Origin of the sequence: Arenimonas sp., from assembly GCF_041913985.1 — a bacterium.
Lineage (GTDB): Bacteria > Pseudomonadota > Gammaproteobacteria > Xanthomonadales > Xanthomonadaceae > Arenimonas.
This window is the reverse complement of sequence record NZ_JAYSEG010000006.1, coordinates 20,141-37,001: the sequence shown is the minus strand read 5'-3', so window position 1 is coordinate 37,001 and position 16,861 is coordinate 20,141. Positions and strand designations below refer to the sequence as shown.

Sequence of the window (16,861 nt, the reverse complement as noted above, 5' to 3'; positions counted from 1 at the left end):
AAAAATTCAAGGGCTGGCCGGGACTTGCGCCTGCGACGACCGCGCGCGAGCGGGTCGTCGTTACCACTTCGACGCGCGTCGGAAAAACACGCACGAAAAAAAACATCGGAAAAATGGCTCTCCGATTACAAACGCGTTGCGGCGCGCGACGTCGCGACCGAGTTTCCGGAAGCCCGCCGGGACGCTTCCCGCGGGCGCCTGGCGGGCGCTCGCGGGGGCGAAAAAAAATGCCGGCCGGAACCGTTTTGCGCACCGCAAAAAGCGAAAGTGCGCGAAACCGGGACGGCGTCGCGCACTTTCGGGTGCCGGAAAAAGCACCGGCCGCACGTGGCGGCCGGTGGCTTCGAACGCTGGGGCGAGGGCCTCAGTGGCCTTCGTCCTCGAGCAGCTGGGCGTAGTCGTCGGGCGACAGCAGCTCCTTGAGCTGCTCCGGCTCGGACGGCTCGACCACGAAGATCCAGCCTTCGCCGAAGGCGTCCTCGTTGATGGTCTCGGGCTTGTCGGACAGCGCCGAGTTCACCTCGACCACCTTGCCGGAAACCGGGGAATAGACGTCGGAGGCGGCCTTGACCGACTCGACCACCGCGGTGGCGGCGCCCTGCTCGACGCTGTCGCCGACGTTGGGCAGCTCGACGTAGACCAGGTCGCCGAGCAGGCCCTGGGCATGGTCGGAAATGCCGACGGTGACGCGGCCGTTGTCTTCGACTCGGGCCCACTCGTGGGACTTGAGGAACTTCAGGTCGCCGGGAATCTCGCTCATGTTTGGGGCCTCGGGATCGGTGGTGCGAACAGGGGTGGGGTTAGTTTAAACGCGGCCGGGGCGCCGTGGCACCCGGCCGTCGGCTCAGGCCAGCACGCCCGGCTGGGCGGCGCCGTCGCGCACGAACGGGTACTTCACCACGCGCACCGGCAGGCGCTTGCCGCGGATGTCGACCTCGACCGCGCCGACCTCGCCGGCCGGCACGCGCGCCAGCGCGATGGCCTTGCCCAGGGTGGGCGAGAAGGTGCCCGAGAGGATCTCGCCCTCGCCGCTGGCGCAGAACACCGCCTGGCCGTGGCGCAGCACGCCCTTCTCGTCGAGCACCAGGCCGATCATCTGGCGCGCGGCGCCGGCGGCCTTCTGCGCCTCGAGCGCGGCGCGGCCTGTGAAGTCGCGGCCCTCGTCGAGCGCGACCGTCCAGGCCAGGCCGGCTTCATACGGCGTGGCCGACTCGTCCATGTCCTGGCCGTACAGCGCCATGCCCGCCTCCAGGCGCAGCGTGTCGCGCGCGCCCAGGCCGGCCGGCTTCACGCCGACGGCCAGCAGGCGGTTCCAGAAATCCACGGCCTGCGCCTCGGGCACCATCACCTCGAAGCCGTCCTCGCCGGTGTAGCCGGTGCGGGCGACGAACAGGCCGTCGGCCTCGCAGGCCACGAACTTGCCCAGCTTGCCGGCGGCCTGCGCGGCCTCGGGGCTGAGCAGTTCGAGCACCTTGGCGCGGGCGTTCGGGCCCTGCACCGCGACGATGGCCAGGTCGCGGCGCTCGGTGATGGCCACGCCGAACGGGGCCGCCTGCGCGGTGATCCAGGCCAGGTCCTTGTCGCGGGTGGCGGCGTTCACCACCAGGCGGAAGAAGTCTTCGGACAGGTAATAGATGATCAGGTCGTCGATGACGCCGCCCTTTTCGTCGAGCATGCAGGCGTACAGGGCCTTGCCCTTCACCTTGAGCTTGTCGACCGAGTTGGCCACCAGCTTGCGCAGGAAGGGGCGCACCTGGGCGCCGTGCAGGTCGAGGATGGTCATGTGCGAGACGTCGAACATGCCGGCGTCGCGGCGTACCTGGTGGTGCTCCTCGATCTGCGAGCCGTAGTTGATCGGCATGTCCCAGCCGCCGAAGTCCACCATCTTGGCGCCCAGCGCCCGGTGGGTGTCGTTGAAGACCGTCTTCTTGCTCATCGCCCTGCCCTGGTGGCCCGGAAAAGACCCCCATTATCGCAAGAAGAAAGGGGGTCAGGTTCACTTCCTGCGCCGAAGCTTCCCCAGCATCAGCGCGATCATCGCGCAGGAAGTGAACCTGACCCCCTTTCTTCTTGCCGCACCAGCCACCAGACGGGGAGCAGGCCGACCAGGCACAGCCAAAGCGCCGGCCAGCCCGCCTGCGCCCACAGGCCTTCGCTGGTGTAGCCGTGGATCTTCACGGCCAGGGTGTCCCAGCCGAAGGGGCGAAGCATGAGCGTGGCGGGCAGTTCCTTCACCACTTCCACCAGCACCAGCAGCAGGGCCGCCACCAGGCCCGGGCGCAGCAGCGGCAGCGCGACGAGGCGCAGGCGCTGACAGCGCGGCGCGCCGAGCAGCCGCGCCGATTCCAGCAGCGAAGGCCGCAGCGCCTGGAACGCGGTTTCGGTGGCCTCGTGGCCCACGCGCAGGAAGCGCGCGCACAGCGCCAGCAGCACTCCGGCCAGCGACGAACTCAGCGCCAGCGCCGGCAGCGCCTGCTCGGTCGCCACCAGCAGCCACATCGCGCCCACCGCCAGCACCGTGCCCGGCACCGCATAACCCAGGCCCCCGACGAAGCCGGCGGCGCGCACCACGCGGTCGCCGCCGCTGCGCCGCGCCAGCCCGGCGAAGGCCAGCGACAGCAGCAGCACGCCCACCGCCGCCATGGCTGCCAGCAGCGCGGTGTTGAGCGCCGCCTCGCCGACCTCGGGCAACTGCGCGCGCGACTGCCAGGACCAGGCCAGCAGCTGCGCCACCGGCACGCCGAAGCCGAGCATCACCACCGCCAGCGCCGGCAGCGCCACCGCCCAGCCGCGCCAGCCGCGCAGCACGCGCCGCGGCGGCGGCACCAGCTGCGGGCCGGCGTGGCGGCCGCGGCCACGGCCGAGGCGTTCGAGCACCAGCACCAGCACCACCACGCCCACCAGGCCGAAGGCCAGCTGCGCCGCCGCCGGCAGCGAGTACAGGCCGAACCAGGTCTTGTAGACGGCGGTGGCCAGGGTATCCACGCCCAGGATGCTGACCGCGCCGAAATCGGCCAGCGCCTCGAGCAGCACCAGGCTCAGGCCCGCCACCCAGGCCGGGCGCGCCATCGGCAGCACCGCGCGGAAGAAGGCCGCCACCGGGCCGTGGCCGAGCGAACGCGCGGCGTCCATGGCCGCGCTGCCCTGGCGCAGGAAGGCCGCGCGCACCACCAGGAAGACATAGGGATAGAGCACCAGCGCCAGCACCGCCGCCGCGCCGGGCACGCTGCGCAGCTCGGGGAAGCCCGCGGGCGAACCGCCCAGCGCGCGCCATGCGGTCTGCAGCGGCCCGGCGTAATCGGCCAGGCCGACATAGACGAAGGCCACCACGTAACCCGGCAGCGCCAGCGGCAGCACCAGCGCCCAGTCGAGGAAACGCCGGCCGGGGAATTCAAAGCGCGCGCTGGCCCAGGCGAAACCCACGCCCGGCACCAGCGCGAACACGGCCAGCAGGGCCAGCAAGGCCAGCGTGTTGCGCGTGGCCAGCGGCAGCACCTGTTCGAACAGGTGCGGCCACACTTCCGGCTGCGGCGTGGCGAACGCACTCGCCAGCCACAGCACCGGCAGCAGCAGCGGCGCGGCCACCACCCACGCCAGCGCGCGGGGCCAGCGGGCGCGCGCCGAAGCGGCCGGGCTCATCCGGCTCAACGCCAGCCGGCGCGGTCCATCAGGCGCACGGCCTCGGCCTGTCGCTGGCCGGCCACCGACACGTTCACCGCGTCGCCGCGGAACGGGCCCCAGGCCGCGACCACCGGGTCGAGCGCCACGCCCGGGCTGGCCGGGATTTCGAAGTTCACGCTGGCGAAGTCGGCCTGCACCGCGGGCGAGGCCAGCCACTCCAGGAAGGCCTGGGCGGCGGCCTTGTTCTTCGAGGCGGCCACGATGCCCGCGCCCGAGATGTTCACGTGTGCGCCGGCGCCGGCCTGGTCGGCCCAGAACACCTGCACCGGGAAGCCGGGCTCGTCGTGCTGCAGGCGGCCCAGGTAATACGTGTTGATGATGCCCACGTCGCACTGGCCGGCGGCGATGGCCTTGGCCAGCAGCGTGTCGTCGGCAAACGGCGCGGTGGCCAGGTTCGCCACCCAGCCGCGCACCACCTGTTCGGTGCGCTCGGCGCCCAGGCGCTCGATCATGGTGGCCACCAGCGACTGGTTGTAGACCTTCTTCGACGAACGCAGGCACAGCCGGCCCTTCCATTGCGGCGCGGCCAGGGCCTCGTAGCTCGAGAGCTCGGCCGGCTTCACGCGCTCGGTGGAGTGCACGAGGGTGCGGGCGCGCTGCGACAGCGCGAACCAGCGACCCTGCGGGTCGCGCAGGTTGGCCGGGATGGCTGCCTCGAGCTTGGCGGAACGGGTGGGCGCGAGCAGGCCGCGTTCGGCCGCCTGCCAGAGGTTGCCGGCGTCCACGGCCATGAAAATGTCGGCGCGGGTGTTGGCGCCTTCGGCGGCGATGCGCTCGATCAGCACCGGCGCGCCGTCGGACAGCAGGCGCACGGTGGTGCCGGTTTCCTTTTCGTAGCGTTCGAACAGCGGCTTGACCAGCGGCTCGCGGCGTTCGGTGTAGACGACCAGTTCCGCGGCCTGGGCCAGCGGCGCAAGCAGGCTGGCAAGCAGCAGGGCGATCAACGTGCGCGACATGGGCGGCTCCTTGGAGGGACCCGCCAAATGATAATGATTCTCACTAGGAACACAAGGCGCGGCGGGCCGCCGCGCCCCGTGTTTTCACTCGACGTCGCGCACCTGCAGCGACATGTTGTTCGCCGACACCACCTTCACGCGCGTGCCGGCCGGCAGGTCGGGGCCCTCGGCGGTCCAGAAGGCGTCGCCGATCTTCAGGCGGCCTCGGCCGTCGACGATGGCCGACTCCAGGTGGAACACCTGCCCCACCAGCTGTTCGCCGCGGCGGTTGAGCAGCGGCTGCTCGCCCGGGCCTTCCTTGCCGCGGAAGAACTTCACGTACACGCCGATGAAGCCGAACGAGAGCAGCACGAAGGCGATGGCCTGCCACACCGGCGCCAGGTCGAGCACCAGCAGCAGCAGGAACACCGCCGCCGCCGCGAAGCCCAGCCAGAGCAGGAACACGCCGGGCGCCAGCGTCTCGGCCGCGATCAGCAGCAGGGCCAGGCCCGCCCACACGATCAGTTCGGTGCGCATGGCTCAGCCCCCGATGCGCGGCGGCGTCGGCGCGCGCGGCGCGGCGCCGGCCGAGGGCTGCAGGCCCAGGCTTTCCTTGGCCAGCTCGGCGATGCCGCCCAGCGAGCCGATGATGCCGCTCGACTCCATCGGCATCATCACGAACTTCTGGTTCGGCGCCTCGGCCAGGGCCTTGAAGGCCTCGATGTACTTCTGCGCCACGAAGTAGTTGATGGCCTGCACGTTGCCCTTGGAAATGGCCTCGGACACCATGCGCGTCGCGTTCGCCTCGGCCTCGGCCAGGCGCTCGCGCGCCTCGGCGTCGCGGAAGGCGGCCTCGCGCTTGCCCTCGGCCTCCAGGATGGCCGCCTGCTTGTCGCCCTCGGCGCGCAGGATCTCGGCGGCGCGCTGGCCCTCGGCTTCCAGGATGTTGGCGCGCTTCTCGCGCTCGGCCTTCATCTGCCGGGCCATGGAATCGACCAGGTCGCGCGGCGGCTGGATGTCCTTGAGCTCGATGCGGTTGACCTTGATGCCCCAGGGATGGGTGGCCACGTCCACCACGCTGAGCAGCTTGGCGTTGATCTCGTCGCGCTTGGACAGCGACTCGTCCAGGTCGAGCGAACCGATCGAGGTACGGATGTTGGTCATCACCAGGGCGATGGTGGCCTGCTCGAGGTTGGCCACCTCGTAGGCCGCCTTCGCGGCGTCGAGCACCTGGAAGAAGATCACGCCGTCCACCTTCACCACGGCGTTGTCGCGGGTGATCACGTCCTGGGAGGGCACGTCGAGCACCTGCTCCATCATGTTCACCTTGCGGCCAACGGCCTGGATGATAGGCACCAGGAAGTGCAGGCCCGGCGACATGGTGTGGGTGTACTTGCCGAAGCGCTCGACGGTCCATTCGTAGCCCTGCGGCACCATGCGCACGGTCTTGACGAGGACGATCACGCCTGCGATCAGGATGATGATGGTCAGGATTTCCATGGCTCCACTCCCCTGGGGTCAACCCGCAGTCTAAGGCCAAGCCGGACCTCCGCGGTGCTAACGTTATTGCGAATCATTCTCGCCCGCAGTAACATTTGCCCCGCCCGCCGGCCCGCGCCGGCACCACCCCGGTAACAACAAGAATGTCCCCCCTGCTCCGCGCCGCCATCCTGCTGGCCCTGCTGCCGGCCGCACCTGCCTTCGCCGACGGCGAAACCGCCATCCACCCCGGTGAATCCCTGGTGCGGCTCGACCGCGTGAACGTCTTCGGCAGCCGCCATGAAGTGGCGAAGACCGCCGGCTCGGCGCACTACCTGGATGCGGCGACGCTGGAGAAGTTCAACTACCGCGACGTCAACCGCGTGCTGCGCCAGGTGCCCGGCGTGTACCTGGTGGAGGAGGAAGGCTTCGGCCTGCGCCCGAACATCGGCATCCGTGGCTCCGGCACCGACCGCAACAACCGCATCACGGTGATGGAAGACGGCGTGCTGATCGCGCCGGCACCCTACGCCGCGCCCGCCGCCTACTACTTCCCCACCATGGCGCGCATGCACGCGGTGGAAGTGAAGAAGGGCGCGGCCTCGGTGCAGGCCGGCCCGCGCACCACCGGCGGCGCGCTCAACCTGCTCTCCACGCCCATCCCCACCGAAACCAAGGGCGAGTTCGACCTGGCCCTGGGCGAAAACGGCACCCTGCTCAGCCACGGCTGGATCGGCTCGATGGGCGAGCGCTTCGGCGGCCTGGTCGAGGGCGTGCGCCAGGAGACGAGCGGCTTTAAGCGCATCGACGGCGGCGGCGACGCCGGCTACGAGCTCAACGACTTCGTGGCCAAGCTGCGCTGGACCAGCGCACCCGACGCGGCCCGCTACCAGCAGCTCGACCTCAAGCTCGGCCGCAACACCCAGGACAGCAACGAAACCTACCTGGGCCTGACCGAAGACGACTTCGCCGCCAGCCCGAACCGCCGCTACGCCGCCTCGCGCCTGGACAACATCCAGACCCGGCACCAGCTGTTCGAACTGCGCCACCTCGTCGAGCTGTCCGACCGCGTCGACCTGACCACGGTCGCCTACCGCACCGAGTTCCAGCGCAACTGGTACAAGCTCAACGACGTGCAGGGCGTGTCCATCGCCAGCATCCTCGACAACCCCGAAACCTACGCCAGCCAGTACGCCTGGCTCACCGGCGCCACCAGCCCGGTGAACGCCCTGCGCCTGCGCAACAACAACCGCAGCTACTACGCCCAGGGCCTGCAGGGCGTGCTGGGCGTGGACTTCGACACCGGCGCGGCCCGCCACGACCTCGAGTTCGGCCTGCGCCTGCACCGCGACCAGGAAGACCGCTACCAGGACGACGACCGCTACCAGATGGTGGCGGGCGAACTGGTGCGCACCACCAACGGCGCGCCCGGCACCCAGGAAAACCGCGTCGGCGACGCCGAGGCGCTGTCGCTGTACGTGCAGGACACCATCGAATGGGGCCGCTGGATCCTGACCCCGGGCCTGCGCTACGAGCGCATCGACCTCACCCGCACCAGCTATTCCACCGCCACCGGCCTGCGCGACGTGGTGCTGTCCACGGTGGAAACGCAGGTGGACGAAATCATCCCGGGCCTGGGCGCCACCTACCTGCTCAGCGACGAGCTCACCGTGTTCGCCAGCGTGCACCGCGGCTTCAACCCGCCGGGCCCGGCCTCGGGCTCGGAGTCGGAAAAGAGCGTGAACGCCGAGTTCGGCCTGCGTTACGGCCGCGACGCGCTCTCGGCCGAGCTGGTCGGCTTCGTCAACGACTACTCGAACCTGGTGGGCACCTGCACCGCCTCCACCGGCGGCAACTGCACCATCGGCGACCAGTTCGACGGCGGCGAAGCCCGCATCAGCGGCCTCGAGGCCAGCCTGTCCTACGACTTCGGCGGCAATGGCCCGCTGTCGGTCCCGGTGTCGCTGGCCTACACCTTCACCAACGCCGAGTTCCGCAACAGCTTCAGCTCCGGCTTCGAGGAGTGGGGCGACGTGGCCAGCGGCGACAAGCTGCCCTACCTGCCCGAGCACCTGCTGCACCTGGAAGCCGGCCTGCAGGGCGAGCGCTGGCGCCTGGGCCTGGCGGCCAACTACCTCGACGCCATGCGCACCGTGGCGGGCCGCGGCGCCATTCCGGCCGGCAAAGGCACCGATTCGGCCTGGGTCTGGGACCTGAGCGCCGGCTACCGGGTGAACGCGCGCCTGGAGCTGTACGGCCGCGTCGAGAACCTGGCCGACGAAACCTACGTGGTGGCCCGCCGGCCCGCCGGCCTGCGCCCGGGCCAGCCCCGCGCCACCGTGCTGGGCCTGCGCTACCAGTTCTGAGCCACGGACCCGGCGAGGAACGGTAAGGCCGGGGGCAACCCCGGCCTTTTTTCTGTGCGACGCTTTTGCCTCCCGGCGCATCCAAGACCGATGTGAGCCATCCCTCCTCCTTCGCCATCGACCTTCCGGACAGCCTTGTCCGGCGCGCCCAGCGGGGCGAGGCGAGCGCGTTCGAGCAGATCTACCGCCGCTTCGAGCGGCCGGTGTTCACCCTGGCGCTGCGCCTCACCGGCGAGCGCGAGGAAGCGCAGGACGTGCTGCAGGACACCATGCTCAAGCTGTTCGACCGCGTGGGCGAATTCCGCGGCGAGTCGCCGTTCTGGGGCTGGCTGCGGCAGATCGCCGTGAACGAGGCGCTGATGCGCCTGCGCAAGCGCAACCGCCTGCCCGCCACCGAGGACGCCGACGAGGCCGAACTCGAGTGCCACGACGTGCTCCTGCCCCCGGCCGCCGCCGACGCCGCCCTGCTCGGCCAGGCGCTGGCGAAGCTGCCCGACGCCACCCGCAGCGTGCTCTGGCTCTACCACGCCGAGGGCTACACCCATGACGAGATCGCCGGCCTGATGGGCAAGACCGCCAGCTTCTCGAAATCGCAGCTCGCACGCGGCACCCGCCGCCTGCGCGACCTGCTCAGGATCGATTCGGAGGTACCTTCCCATGCCTGACGACGCCCGCCTTCCCCCGCGCGAGCTCACCGTGGCCGAAGCCTTCGCCCGGCTGCCGCAGGAAACGCCCGACCGCAGCGCCTGGCCGGTGCTGGCCGCACGCCTGGCCGCCACCGAAGACCGCCCGCGCGGCCCACGCTGGCCGTTCGCGCTGGCCGCCGCCGCGGCCGCCGTGCTGGCCCTGGCCCTGGTGCTGCCGCGCGAACCGGCGCCGCCCGCCGGCGACGGCGGCACCGCCGCCACGCCGCCGGCCGCGGGCGCCACCGACGTCCAGGCGCTGATGGCCGAGTCAGCCCGGCTCGAAGCGATGCTGGCGAACCTTTCGGACAATGAACCCGGGTCCGCCAGCGCCCTTCTGCTGGGCCTGGAATTCGAGGACCGCGTGCGCGAACTCGACGCCGCCCTCGCCTCGCCCGACGCCAGCGACGAACAGCGTGCCGCCCTCTGGCAACAGCGCGTGGCCGTGCTGCGCGACTACGCCGCCCTGCAGGGCACCGCGCAGTGGGTCGCCGCCCAGGGCGGCCACTACGACGGCGCCCTGGTCGCCACCTTCTGACCCTCCCCCACCGAGGAACACCCATGAAACTCCGCCTTGTTTCCCTGATGGTCGCCGCCGCGCTGGCGTCGGCCGCGCATGCCCAGGCCACCGCGCCCGCGGCGGCGCCGAAAGCCGATGAAGCCGCGCAGCGCGCCGAACTCGAGCGTGCCCGCGCCGAGCTGGCGAAGAGCGCCCGCCGCGTCGCCGAACTCAGCCGCGAGCTGGGCGTGGACCCGCGCCGCATCGAAGTGCAGCGCCTGCGTGAAGCCGCGCACCGCCCCGGCCTGGGCATCGTGATGAGCCCCAACCCCGACGCGCCCGGCGTGCGCATCGCCGCGGTGACGCCCGACGGCCCGGCCGCCCAGGCCGGCCTGCGCAGCGGCGACGTGGTGACCGGCATCGACGGCAAGGCCCTCACCGCCCGCGGCGCCGACGCGGTGGAACAGGCCCGCGGCCTGCTGGGCAACCTCTCGAAGGACCAGAAGGTGCGGCTCGGCTACCGTCGCGACGGCAAGGCCGCCGAGGCCACCGTGACCGCGCGCGACATCAGCCGCGTGATGGTGTTTTCGGAGGGCGGCGGAGATTTCCAGATCCAGTTCGACGGAAAGCGCTTCGATCCCGCCGAGATGGGCGAACTGGCAAAGCTCCCCGAGATGCGCGAACTGGCGCAGCTGCGCGCGCAGCCGCTGATCCACGAGGGCCTGGAGCGCGAAATCCTGCGCATGACCGCCGCGCCCTGCGCGCCGGGCGACGAGGCCTGCCGCGCGCCCCTGCTCAGCCAGGCCTTCCGCTGGAGCGGCCTGAACCTGGCTTCGGTGGACGCGAAGCTGGGCCGCTACTTCGGCACCGACCACGGCGTGCTGGTGCTGGGCACCGGCAAGGGCCTGGAGGCGCTGGAGCCGGGCGACGTGATCCAGCGCATCGACGGCGACGCCGTGGCCACGCCGCGCGAAGCCATGTCGGCGCTGCGCGGCCAGGACGTGGGCGAGAAGGTGCGCGTGGAGCTGCTGCGCGACCGCAAGACGCGCAGCCTGGAAGTGACCGTGCCCGAGGCGCCGGCGATGCGCTGGTTCGCCCCGCCGCCGCCGGCACCGCCCGCACCGCCCGCACCGCCTGCGCCCCCGGCACCGCCCGCCCCGGGCGTGCGCGGCGTGGCGCCCCCGCCGCCGGCTCCGCCCACGCCGCCGACGCCCCCGAGCCCGCCGGAGCCCGATGACGTCACCGTCGTGCACGCCGACGGCATCGTCACCCGCATCGCCACCGCACCGCGCCGCGTGGACTGACGAGAAATCTTCCGGGTTGAAGCCGGGCGCGGGATCGGGGTCTACTGGCCCTCCCCCGCGCCCTTCCCGGATTGATGCGAACTTCTTTCCGCGTTGCCCTCCTGGTCCTGTGCGCTTCCCTGCTCGCCGCGGCCACGTGGCGCTGGGTACAGGCTGAGGGCGATCCGGCCGCAGCCGCCTCCGCCGAAGGCGACGAGCCCTCTGCGGCAACACCCGCCGAACCCCACGACCTGGCACGGCCACTGCCGCCGCGGCCTGCCACGCCCTCGGCTGGAGACACAGAAGCGCCGCTTCCGCCTGATATCGCCGCCCTGGTGGCGCGCGCGGATGCCGGCGACGCCCGCGCCGCGTGCACCCTGGGCACCCGACTGCTCCCCTGCGCCTACGCTGATTTCTGGAGCGACGACATGCTCGCCGCCATTCGCGAGCAGGAGGCCAGCGCCGAGGCCAGCGGCAATATTGCCCGCGCCAACGACGCGGCGGGCCAGTTGCTGCGGGGAACCTCGATCCGGCGCCACTGCGATCCGTATCCGGCCCACCTGAAGGAGCGCGCCAACGACTACCTGCGCCAGGCCGCGCTGGCCGGTGAGCCTGAGGCGATCGTCCGCTATTCCTCGGGCCAGGCCCTGGCCCGACGGGCGACGCAGCAACATGCCTTCCTGCGATCGCCGTCGTTCGACGCCTGGCGTTCCGACGCGCTTGCGCTGGTCGAATCCCTGCAGCGCTCGGGGCAGCCAGAGGCCGTCCTGGTCCGGCTTTTCGCCATCAACGACGGAAGCCACCTGGGCCTGATCATGCCGCCCGACCCCGTGCAGGATGAAGCCTACCGGCAGCTTGCGCGCCTTTTGTTCGGTGAACAGGAAGCACTGCGCCAACACGGAGCGCCGCCCGGCCTGACGACGGAGCAGCAGCAGGCGGCCGCACAAATGGCGAAAGCCTGGCACCGCGAACAGTTCTCGGGGAGACGATTCAGACTCGAGGACCACCTGTCGGCACTCTCCACACCGCTGGCGAATGACGTGCCCGAGGGCTGGCCGCGTCCCTCGGAGGACGCGACCTCCTGCTTCAGGGGCGACGAAGGCGCCGGGCCATGAACCGCCGCAGCTTCCGCCATGCATTCCTGGCCACGGCGCTGGCCGCGGCCAGCGTGGCCGTCTGGTGGCAACAAGGCAGGCCGGACCCGGCGCCCGTACCCGCCGTTGCCGCGCCCGTCGACGACACGCCGCGCGGCCGCGACGCTGGCGAAAGCCCTGGGCCAGCGTCCACGGCCGCCGCCGCGATGCGCGGACCCACTCCCCTGCCTCCGCAGGACGCGCCCCTCGCGCAAATCCTCCCGGACCTGCACGCCCGGGCGAATGCCGGCGATCGCCGCGCCGCCTGCCGGCTGGGCATGGAACTACTGCGCTGCCAGCACCTGGGCACGTGGGATGCCTTGATATCGCGATTCAAAAAGGGCGACGCCGAGGCCGAATACGAAGCAGAAGGCAACCTCGCAGCGGCCAACGCCGTCGCCGAGGAGAGGCTCTGGCGCATCGAGCGCATCCAGCAATGCCGTGGCGTACCGGAGAAAATGCGCAGCCAAGGCGCTTACTACCTGCGCCAGGCCGCCCTCGCCGGCGACCCGCACGCCATGCTGGCCTATGCCGAAGGCCAGCACTGGTCACCGGATGGCCGCGGTATCGCCCTCGGCCCCGAATTCGATCGTTGGCGCCAGGAGGCGCCTGGCATGATCCATGCCGCGCTGCGTGCCGGGAATCCAACGGCAGCTTTCACGCTGCAGTGGAGTTATTTCGACGACCTCGGCTTCCTCTCGGCGATGATCCCGGACGACACCTACCGCGGCTACGTGTACCACCTGCTTGCGGTGCGGCTGTTCGGGCACCGCGAGAACCAGAGGCTGGCGCGGGACATGGATGCCGCCTCGATGGAACGCGCACGCCAGGAGGCGATCCAGTTGCACGAACGCTATTTCAAGAACCGGCGCTTCCCGTCTTCCATGGCACTGCGGTATCCGCCGCACATCCGATCAAGGGCCGAGGGGGCCCCGGCGTTCTGCGAGGACTCGAATTGAACGTACGGCGAACAGTCTTCCTATTGCTCCCGCTCGCGGCTCTGGTCGCCGGCTATGCGTGGTTCGTCCGCAGCCCGGCCGACGCGCCCGCCCATGCTGAAGAACCAGCGCTGCCCGGCCTCACCGGCCTGCCCGTCGAGCCCTCGGCCAAACCCACGCGCACCGTGCCGCGCTTCGACCCCAACGGCGTGCCGCGCCCGGTGGAGCCGCTGCCGCCGCTGGCCGAGCTCGCCGCCCGCGCCGATGGCGGCGATGCGCGCGCGGCCTGCCAGCTGGCGGCGGAGATGACCGAGTGCGATGAAGCGCGGCTCACGTCGCGCGGCACCGTGCATCCGCGCTGCCAGGCGCTGCGCGACGAGTACGGCGGTCGCCATTTCCGCTACCTGCGCCAAGCCGCGTTCGCCGGCGAACCCGAGGCCATGCTTCGTTACGGCAAGGGCGAAGGTTTCGGCGGGGTGACGGGGGAGAGCTACGCCTTCCTCACCTCCCCGGACTTCGACACCTGGCGGCGTGAGGCGCCGGCCATGCTGCAGGCGGTATTCGAGGCCGGATACCCGGAGGCGGCGCTGCACCTGATGCTGGCGCAGGAGCCCATGTTCGGCGGCCACCTCGCCGCACTGCTGCCACCGGACCCGCTGCGTGAGCGCGCCCGCATGGAACTGCTGGTGCTGTTCGCCGGCCGGCATTCCGAGGCAGCGAAGATCGCGGCAAGCCTGCCCCGCGTGGATCCGGCACTGCAGCAGGAAGCGCAGGCGCTGGCACGCCGCTGGCACCTTGAGTATTTCCGTGGCCTGGAGATCGACCCCGAGACCGAGCGCACGAACCACGCCATGCCGCTGATGCGCGACAGCGGCCAGGCCTGCAGCCAGCCCATCCCGGAGCTGAGGAAATGAGCCGCGCCAAGCGCGCGACCGGCCTGGCCCTGGCGGCCCTCCTGCTCCTCGGGGCAGGCTGGTGGTTTTGGCCCGTGCCCGCCAGTCGCGCCATCGTGGAGGAGCAGGACGCCGAAGTGAACGTCCAACCGGCGACACCTTCGCCCGAGGGCGCGCCAACGCCGGCCCACACCCCGACGCTGCGCGCCGATGCGCCGTCCTCCGCGCTCCCCGCTGAATCCCTTCCGCTGTCCCAGCGGCTGGCCGAACTGCAGCGCTGGTCCGACGCCGGCCATCCCGAAGCCAGCTGCCGCCTCGCCATCGAACGCATGCGCTGCCGCATGCTGCGTGCGCGCCCCGAGAAGCCGGGGCCCTCGGCTCGCGAGGAAAGGCTCGAGGAAGAGGGCAATCTCGAGGCCGCCAACGCCGAAGCCGAGGCGCAGCTGCTGCGCCTTGAGCAGGCGGCCGCCTGCCGCGAAGCCAACCCGGGCAACGAGGTCGGCGCGCTCGCCCTGCTGGCGCCCGCGGCGGCCGCCGGCCATGCACCGTCGCAGGTGCTGTACTTCTCCATCGGCAAGCAGTTCCGCTTCCAGCGCGGCATCTACCAGCACCCGGGCTTCGACGCCTGGCGGCGCGACGCCGCGCGGCATCTTTACGCGGCGGCGCAGGCGGGCGAACCCGAAGCGGCGTCGGCCCTGGCGCGCGCCCTCGGCAATGACTCCGACCTGGGCGACGGGCTCGTCCCGGACGACCCGCGGGCGGCCTATGTGCAGCGGGTCCTGGCCGACCGCCTGTTCGGCCGCGAAACGCATCCTTCCTGGGCCCGGCGGGCTGGCATCGGCGAGCCCGAACGCAGGCGCCTGGAGGCTGAAGCGGCGCGCCTGCACCAGGAGCGCTTCGCTGGCCGACGCTTCCGCGACCGCCAGCTCGACGCCTCGGCGCCCCACCGCCTGCCGGCGCTCAGCGCCTCGGATTTCTGCGGCCCGCCGATCCCGCTATAATCGCCGCGCTTTCCCTGACTTCGGGGAGTAGCCCGGCCCCCTCGGGGCTTCCGCGCGTCAACACACTTGGCAACCGCCATGGTGCGCGGGCAAGGCGAAGGCCTTGCGGGCAAGACCGGAGGCAGACGCGTCGCTCACCCGGGCCGGGTGGCGGGGCGTCGGCCTTCCCTTGCCCCACACCCGGCCCCGGAGCTTTCCTTGGACGCACTGTTCGTTTCCACCCTCGCCGTCGCCATCGCCGAAATCGGCGACAAGACCCAACTGCTCGCGCTGGTGCTGGCGGCCCGCTATCGCAAGCCCTGGCCCATCGTGGCCGGCATCCTGGTGGCCACCGTGCTCAACCACGGCCTGGCCGGCTGGCTGGGCGCGCTGGTGACCGGCTGGGTCAGCCCGGACGTCCTGCGCTGGGGCGTGGTGGTGTCCTTCCTGGCCGTGGCCACCTGGGCACTGGTGCCCGACAAGCTCGAAGAAGACGAGGCGAAGACGCCGAAGTACGGCGCCTTCCTGGCCACCCTGGTGGCCTTCTTCCTGGTCGAGATCGGCGACAAGACCCAGGTCGCCACCATCGTGCTGGCGGCGCAGTACTCGCCGCTGTGGCAGGTGGTGGCCGGCACCACGCTGGGCATGGCCCTCGCCAACGTGCCGGTGGTGCTGCTGGGCGCGCGCTTCGCCGCGAAGCTGCCGCTCAAGGCCGCGCGTTACGCCGCGGCGGCGCTGTTCGCCGGCCTGGGCCTGTGGGTGGCCTTCCAGGGCTTGCCCGCCTGACAGCACGCGGCGGGGCGAAGTATCCTCGCCGCATCCGTCCCCAGGCCACGACCCCCGGCGTGAGTACCCTGAGAGAAACATTGGACGACCTCGCGGCTGCATTGCGCGAACGTCCCGACGACCTGCTGCTGGAAATCGGCGCGGGCGGCGAACTGCTGGTCGCCCGCCTGCGCCTGCTGGTGGCGGGCCTGCTCCTGCTGCTGCCCCTGCTCAACGCGTTCACCGACGGCCAGCTGTCCGACAGCCTGGCGGGCCTGGCGGGCGCGGTCGGCGTGGCGCTCTTCAGCTGGGTGTGGCTGCGCATGGCGCAACGCAAGCGCCGCCCGGCCTGGCTGCCCATGGTCTCGTCGGCCTTCGACGTGAGCCTGGTGAGCTTCGTGCTGGTGCTGCTGGGCCTGCTGTCCTCGCCGGTGGCCACGCTCAACAGCACGGTGGTGTGGGGCTGCTACTTCCTGGCCATCTTCGCCACCGCGCTGCGCCAGGACCTGCGGGTCACGCTGTTCGCCGGTTCGCTGGCGGTGGCGCAGTCGGCCCTGCTCTGGCTGGCCGTGCTGGCGCTGGCCGACGGGCCGCTGGTGTCGGCCGACTACGGCGCCGTGCACGCCTCCTCGCAGCTGCAGCGGCTGGTGCTGCTGCTGGCCGCCACGCTGGTGACGGCGGTCATCGTCTTCCGCGCCCAGCGCCTGACCCAGTGGTCGAGCACCGACGGCCTGACCGGCCTGCACAACCGCAGCTACCTCAACACCCAGGTGCCCTCGAAGGTGGAATCGGCCCGGCGCGAGGGCCGCACGCTCACCCTGGCCCTGGTGGACCTGGACCACTTCCGCCACATCAACGCCGAACTCGGCCACCTGGCCGGCGACCGCGCCCTGCGCCACGCCGTGGCGGTGCTGCGCCGGGAACTGGGCCGCGAGGAGCCGATGATCCGCGTCGGCGGCGAGGAGTTCGTGCTCATGCTGCCCCTGCCCATCGGCGCCGCCTGGGAGCGCATGGAAGCCCTGCGGCGCAAGCTCGAGGCCTCGCCCTTCCTGCCCGAGCCCGACGTGGAGCCGCGCAAGCTCACCCTCAGCGCCGGCCTGGCCTGCTGCCCGCAGGACGCCAACGACCTGTCGGGCCTGATGAAACGGGCCGACCAGCGCCTGCGCGTGGCCAAGGCCGGGGGCCGCAACCGCGTGGTGGCCCGCGAGGGCGACTGAACCCGCATT

16 protein-coding genes are annotated in these 16,861 nt (G+C 71.4%); 10 read left to right on the top strand and 6 right to left on the bottom strand.

The genetic code is table 11. The features are described from left to right. Positions 1 to 364 precede the first annotated feature (364 nt). The 6 genes from gcvH to ACE3Q2_RS03245 form a co-directional block, all read right to left on the bottom strand. Positions 365 to 760, bottom strand: coding sequence for a glycine cleavage system protein GcvH (gene gcvH, locus ACE3Q2_RS03270; RefSeq protein WP_231696710.1), 396 nt, complete (start codon positions 758 to 760; stop codon positions 365 to 367). A gap of 84 nt (positions 761 to 844) precedes the next feature. Then, positions 845 to 1,936: a glycine cleavage system aminomethyltransferase GcvT gene (gene gcvT, locus ACE3Q2_RS03265; RefSeq protein WP_231696711.1), complete on the bottom strand. Its 1,092-nt coding sequence runs from the start codon at positions 1,934 to 1,936 to the stop codon at positions 845 to 847. Between the two features lie 98 nt (positions 1,937 to 2,034). Then, a complete protein-coding gene (locus tag ACE3Q2_RS03260) occupies positions 2,035 to 3,639 on the bottom strand; it encodes an ABC transporter permease (protein ID WP_374472740.1) in 1,605 nt (534 codons plus the stop codon). Between the two features lie 5 nt (positions 3,640 to 3,644). After that, positions 3,645 to 4,637 carry an extracellular solute-binding protein gene (locus tag ACE3Q2_RS03255; protein ID WP_231696713.1) on the bottom strand — a complete coding sequence of 331 codons (993 nt, stop codon included), beginning with the start codon at positions 4,635 to 4,637 and terminating at the stop codon, positions 3,645 to 3,647. 84 nt (positions 4,638 to 4,721) lie between these two features. Further along, positions 4,722 to 5,153 (bottom strand): NfeD family protein, encoded by a 432-nt coding sequence (locus ACE3Q2_RS03250; RefSeq protein WP_231696714.1) that lies wholly within the window; start codon positions 5,151 to 5,153, stop codon positions 4,722 to 4,724. A gap of 3 nt (positions 5,154 to 5,156) precedes the next feature. Then, a complete protein-coding gene (locus ACE3Q2_RS03245) occupies positions 5,157 to 6,116 on the bottom strand; it encodes an SPFH domain-containing protein (RefSeq protein WP_231696715.1) in 960 nt (319 codons plus the stop codon). Positions 6,117 to 6,259: 143 nt separating this feature from the next. On the opposite strand from ACE3Q2_RS03245, the gene ACE3Q2_RS03240 reads away from it, so the two are divergent. From ACE3Q2_RS03240 to ACE3Q2_RS03195, 10 genes are all read left to right on the top strand, one after another. Continuing rightward, positions 6,260 to 8,461, top strand: a complete 2,202-nt coding sequence (locus ACE3Q2_RS03240; RefSeq protein WP_374472737.1) for a TonB-dependent receptor family protein — start codon at positions 6,260 to 6,262, stop codon at positions 8,459 to 8,461. A 92-nt stretch (positions 8,462 to 8,553) separates the two neighbouring features. After that, entirely contained in the window at positions 8,554 to 9,126 is a 573-nt protein-coding gene (locus ACE3Q2_RS03235; protein ID WP_374472735.1) for an RNA polymerase sigma factor, read from the top strand. Further along, positions 9,119 to 9,682: a hypothetical protein gene (locus ACE3Q2_RS03230; protein ID WP_374472733.1), complete on the top strand. Its 564-nt coding sequence runs from the start codon at positions 9,119 to 9,121 to the stop codon at positions 9,680 to 9,682. The genes ACE3Q2_RS03235 and ACE3Q2_RS03230 overlap by 8 nt, the downstream gene beginning before the upstream one ends. A gap of 23 nt (positions 9,683 to 9,705) precedes the next feature. Next, entirely contained in the window at positions 9,706 to 10,947 is a 1,242-nt protein-coding gene (locus ACE3Q2_RS03225; protein ID WP_231696719.1) for a PDZ domain-containing protein, read from the top strand. A 74-nt stretch (positions 10,948 to 11,021) separates the two neighbouring features. Beyond that, a complete protein-coding gene (locus ACE3Q2_RS03220) occupies positions 11,022 to 12,041 on the top strand; it encodes a hypothetical protein (RefSeq protein ID WP_231696720.1) in 1,020 nt (339 codons plus the stop codon). Further along, on the top strand, positions 12,038 to 13,018 hold the full coding sequence (locus tag ACE3Q2_RS03215) for a hypothetical protein (RefSeq protein ID WP_374472731.1): 981 nt from the start codon (positions 12,038 to 12,040) through the stop codon (positions 13,016 to 13,018). Before ACE3Q2_RS03220 ends, ACE3Q2_RS03215 begins: the two co-directional genes overlap by 4 nt. A 23-nt stretch (positions 13,019 to 13,041) precedes the next feature. Continuing rightward, a complete protein-coding gene (locus ACE3Q2_RS03210; RefSeq protein ID WP_231696722.1) occupies positions 13,042 to 13,911 on the top strand; it encodes a hypothetical protein in 870 nt (289 codons plus the stop codon). Then, positions 13,908 to 14,891 (top strand): hypothetical protein, encoded by a 984-nt coding sequence (locus ACE3Q2_RS03205; RefSeq protein ID WP_374472729.1) that lies wholly within the window; start codon positions 13,908 to 13,910, stop codon positions 14,889 to 14,891. The genes ACE3Q2_RS03210 and ACE3Q2_RS03205 overlap by 4 nt, the downstream gene beginning before the upstream one ends. A 198-nt stretch (positions 14,892 to 15,089) precedes the next feature. Next, positions 15,090 to 15,656: a TMEM165/GDT1 family protein gene (locus tag ACE3Q2_RS03200; RefSeq protein WP_374472727.1), complete on the top strand. Its 567-nt coding sequence runs from the start codon at positions 15,090 to 15,092 to the stop codon at positions 15,654 to 15,656. Positions 15,657 to 15,715: 59 nt separating this feature from the next. Beyond that, entirely contained in the window at positions 15,716 to 16,852 is a 1,137-nt protein-coding gene (locus tag ACE3Q2_RS03195) for a diguanylate cyclase (RefSeq protein WP_374472725.1), read from the top strand. Positions 16,853 to 16,861 lie beyond the last annotated feature (9 nt).

Excerpts from the sequence above, each read along its gene's own strand:
- gcvT (WP_231696711.1), bottom strand. The coding sequence starts at position 1,936 with ATGAGCAAGAAGACGGTCTTCAACGACACCCACCGGGCGCTGGGCGCC.
- gcvH (WP_231696710.1), bottom strand. The coding sequence starts at position 760 with ATGAGCGAGATTCCCGGCGACCTGAAGTTCCTCAAGTCCCACGAGTGG.
- ACE3Q2_RS03260 (WP_374472740.1), bottom strand. The coding sequence starts at position 3,639 with ATGAGCCCGGCCGCTTCGGCGCGCGCCCGCTGGCCCCGCGCGCTGGCG.
- ACE3Q2_RS03255 (WP_231696713.1), bottom strand. The coding sequence starts at position 4,637 with ATGTCGCGCACGTTGATCGCCCTGCTGCTTGCCAGCCTGCTTGCGCCG.
- ACE3Q2_RS03205 (WP_374472729.1), top strand. The coding sequence starts at position 13,908 with ATGAGCCGCGCCAAGCGCGCGACCGGCCTGGCCCTGGCGGCCCTCCTG.
- ACE3Q2_RS03240 (WP_374472737.1), top strand. The coding sequence starts at position 6,260 with ATGTCCCCCCTGCTCCGCGCCGCCATCCTGCTGGCCCTGCTGCCGGCC.
- ACE3Q2_RS03230 (WP_374472733.1), top strand. The coding sequence starts at position 9,119 with ATGCCTGACGACGCCCGCCTTCCCCCGCGCGAGCTCACCGTGGCCGAA.
- ACE3Q2_RS03215 (WP_374472731.1), top strand. The coding sequence starts at position 12,038 with ATGAACCGCCGCAGCTTCCGCCATGCATTCCTGGCCACGGCGCTGGCC.
- ACE3Q2_RS03245 (WP_231696715.1), bottom strand. The coding sequence starts at position 6,116 with ATGGAAATCCTGACCATCATCATCCTGATCGCAGGCGTGATCGTCCTC.
- ACE3Q2_RS03250 (WP_231696714.1), bottom strand. The coding sequence starts at position 5,153 with ATGCGCACCGAACTGATCGTGTGGGCGGGCCTGGCCCTGCTGCTGATC.
- ACE3Q2_RS03220 (WP_231696720.1), top strand. The coding sequence starts at position 11,022 with ATGCGAACTTCTTTCCGCGTTGCCCTCCTGGTCCTGTGCGCTTCCCTG.
- ACE3Q2_RS03225 (WP_231696719.1), top strand. The coding sequence starts at position 9,706 with ATGAAACTCCGCCTTGTTTCCCTGATGGTCGCCGCCGCGCTGGCGTCG.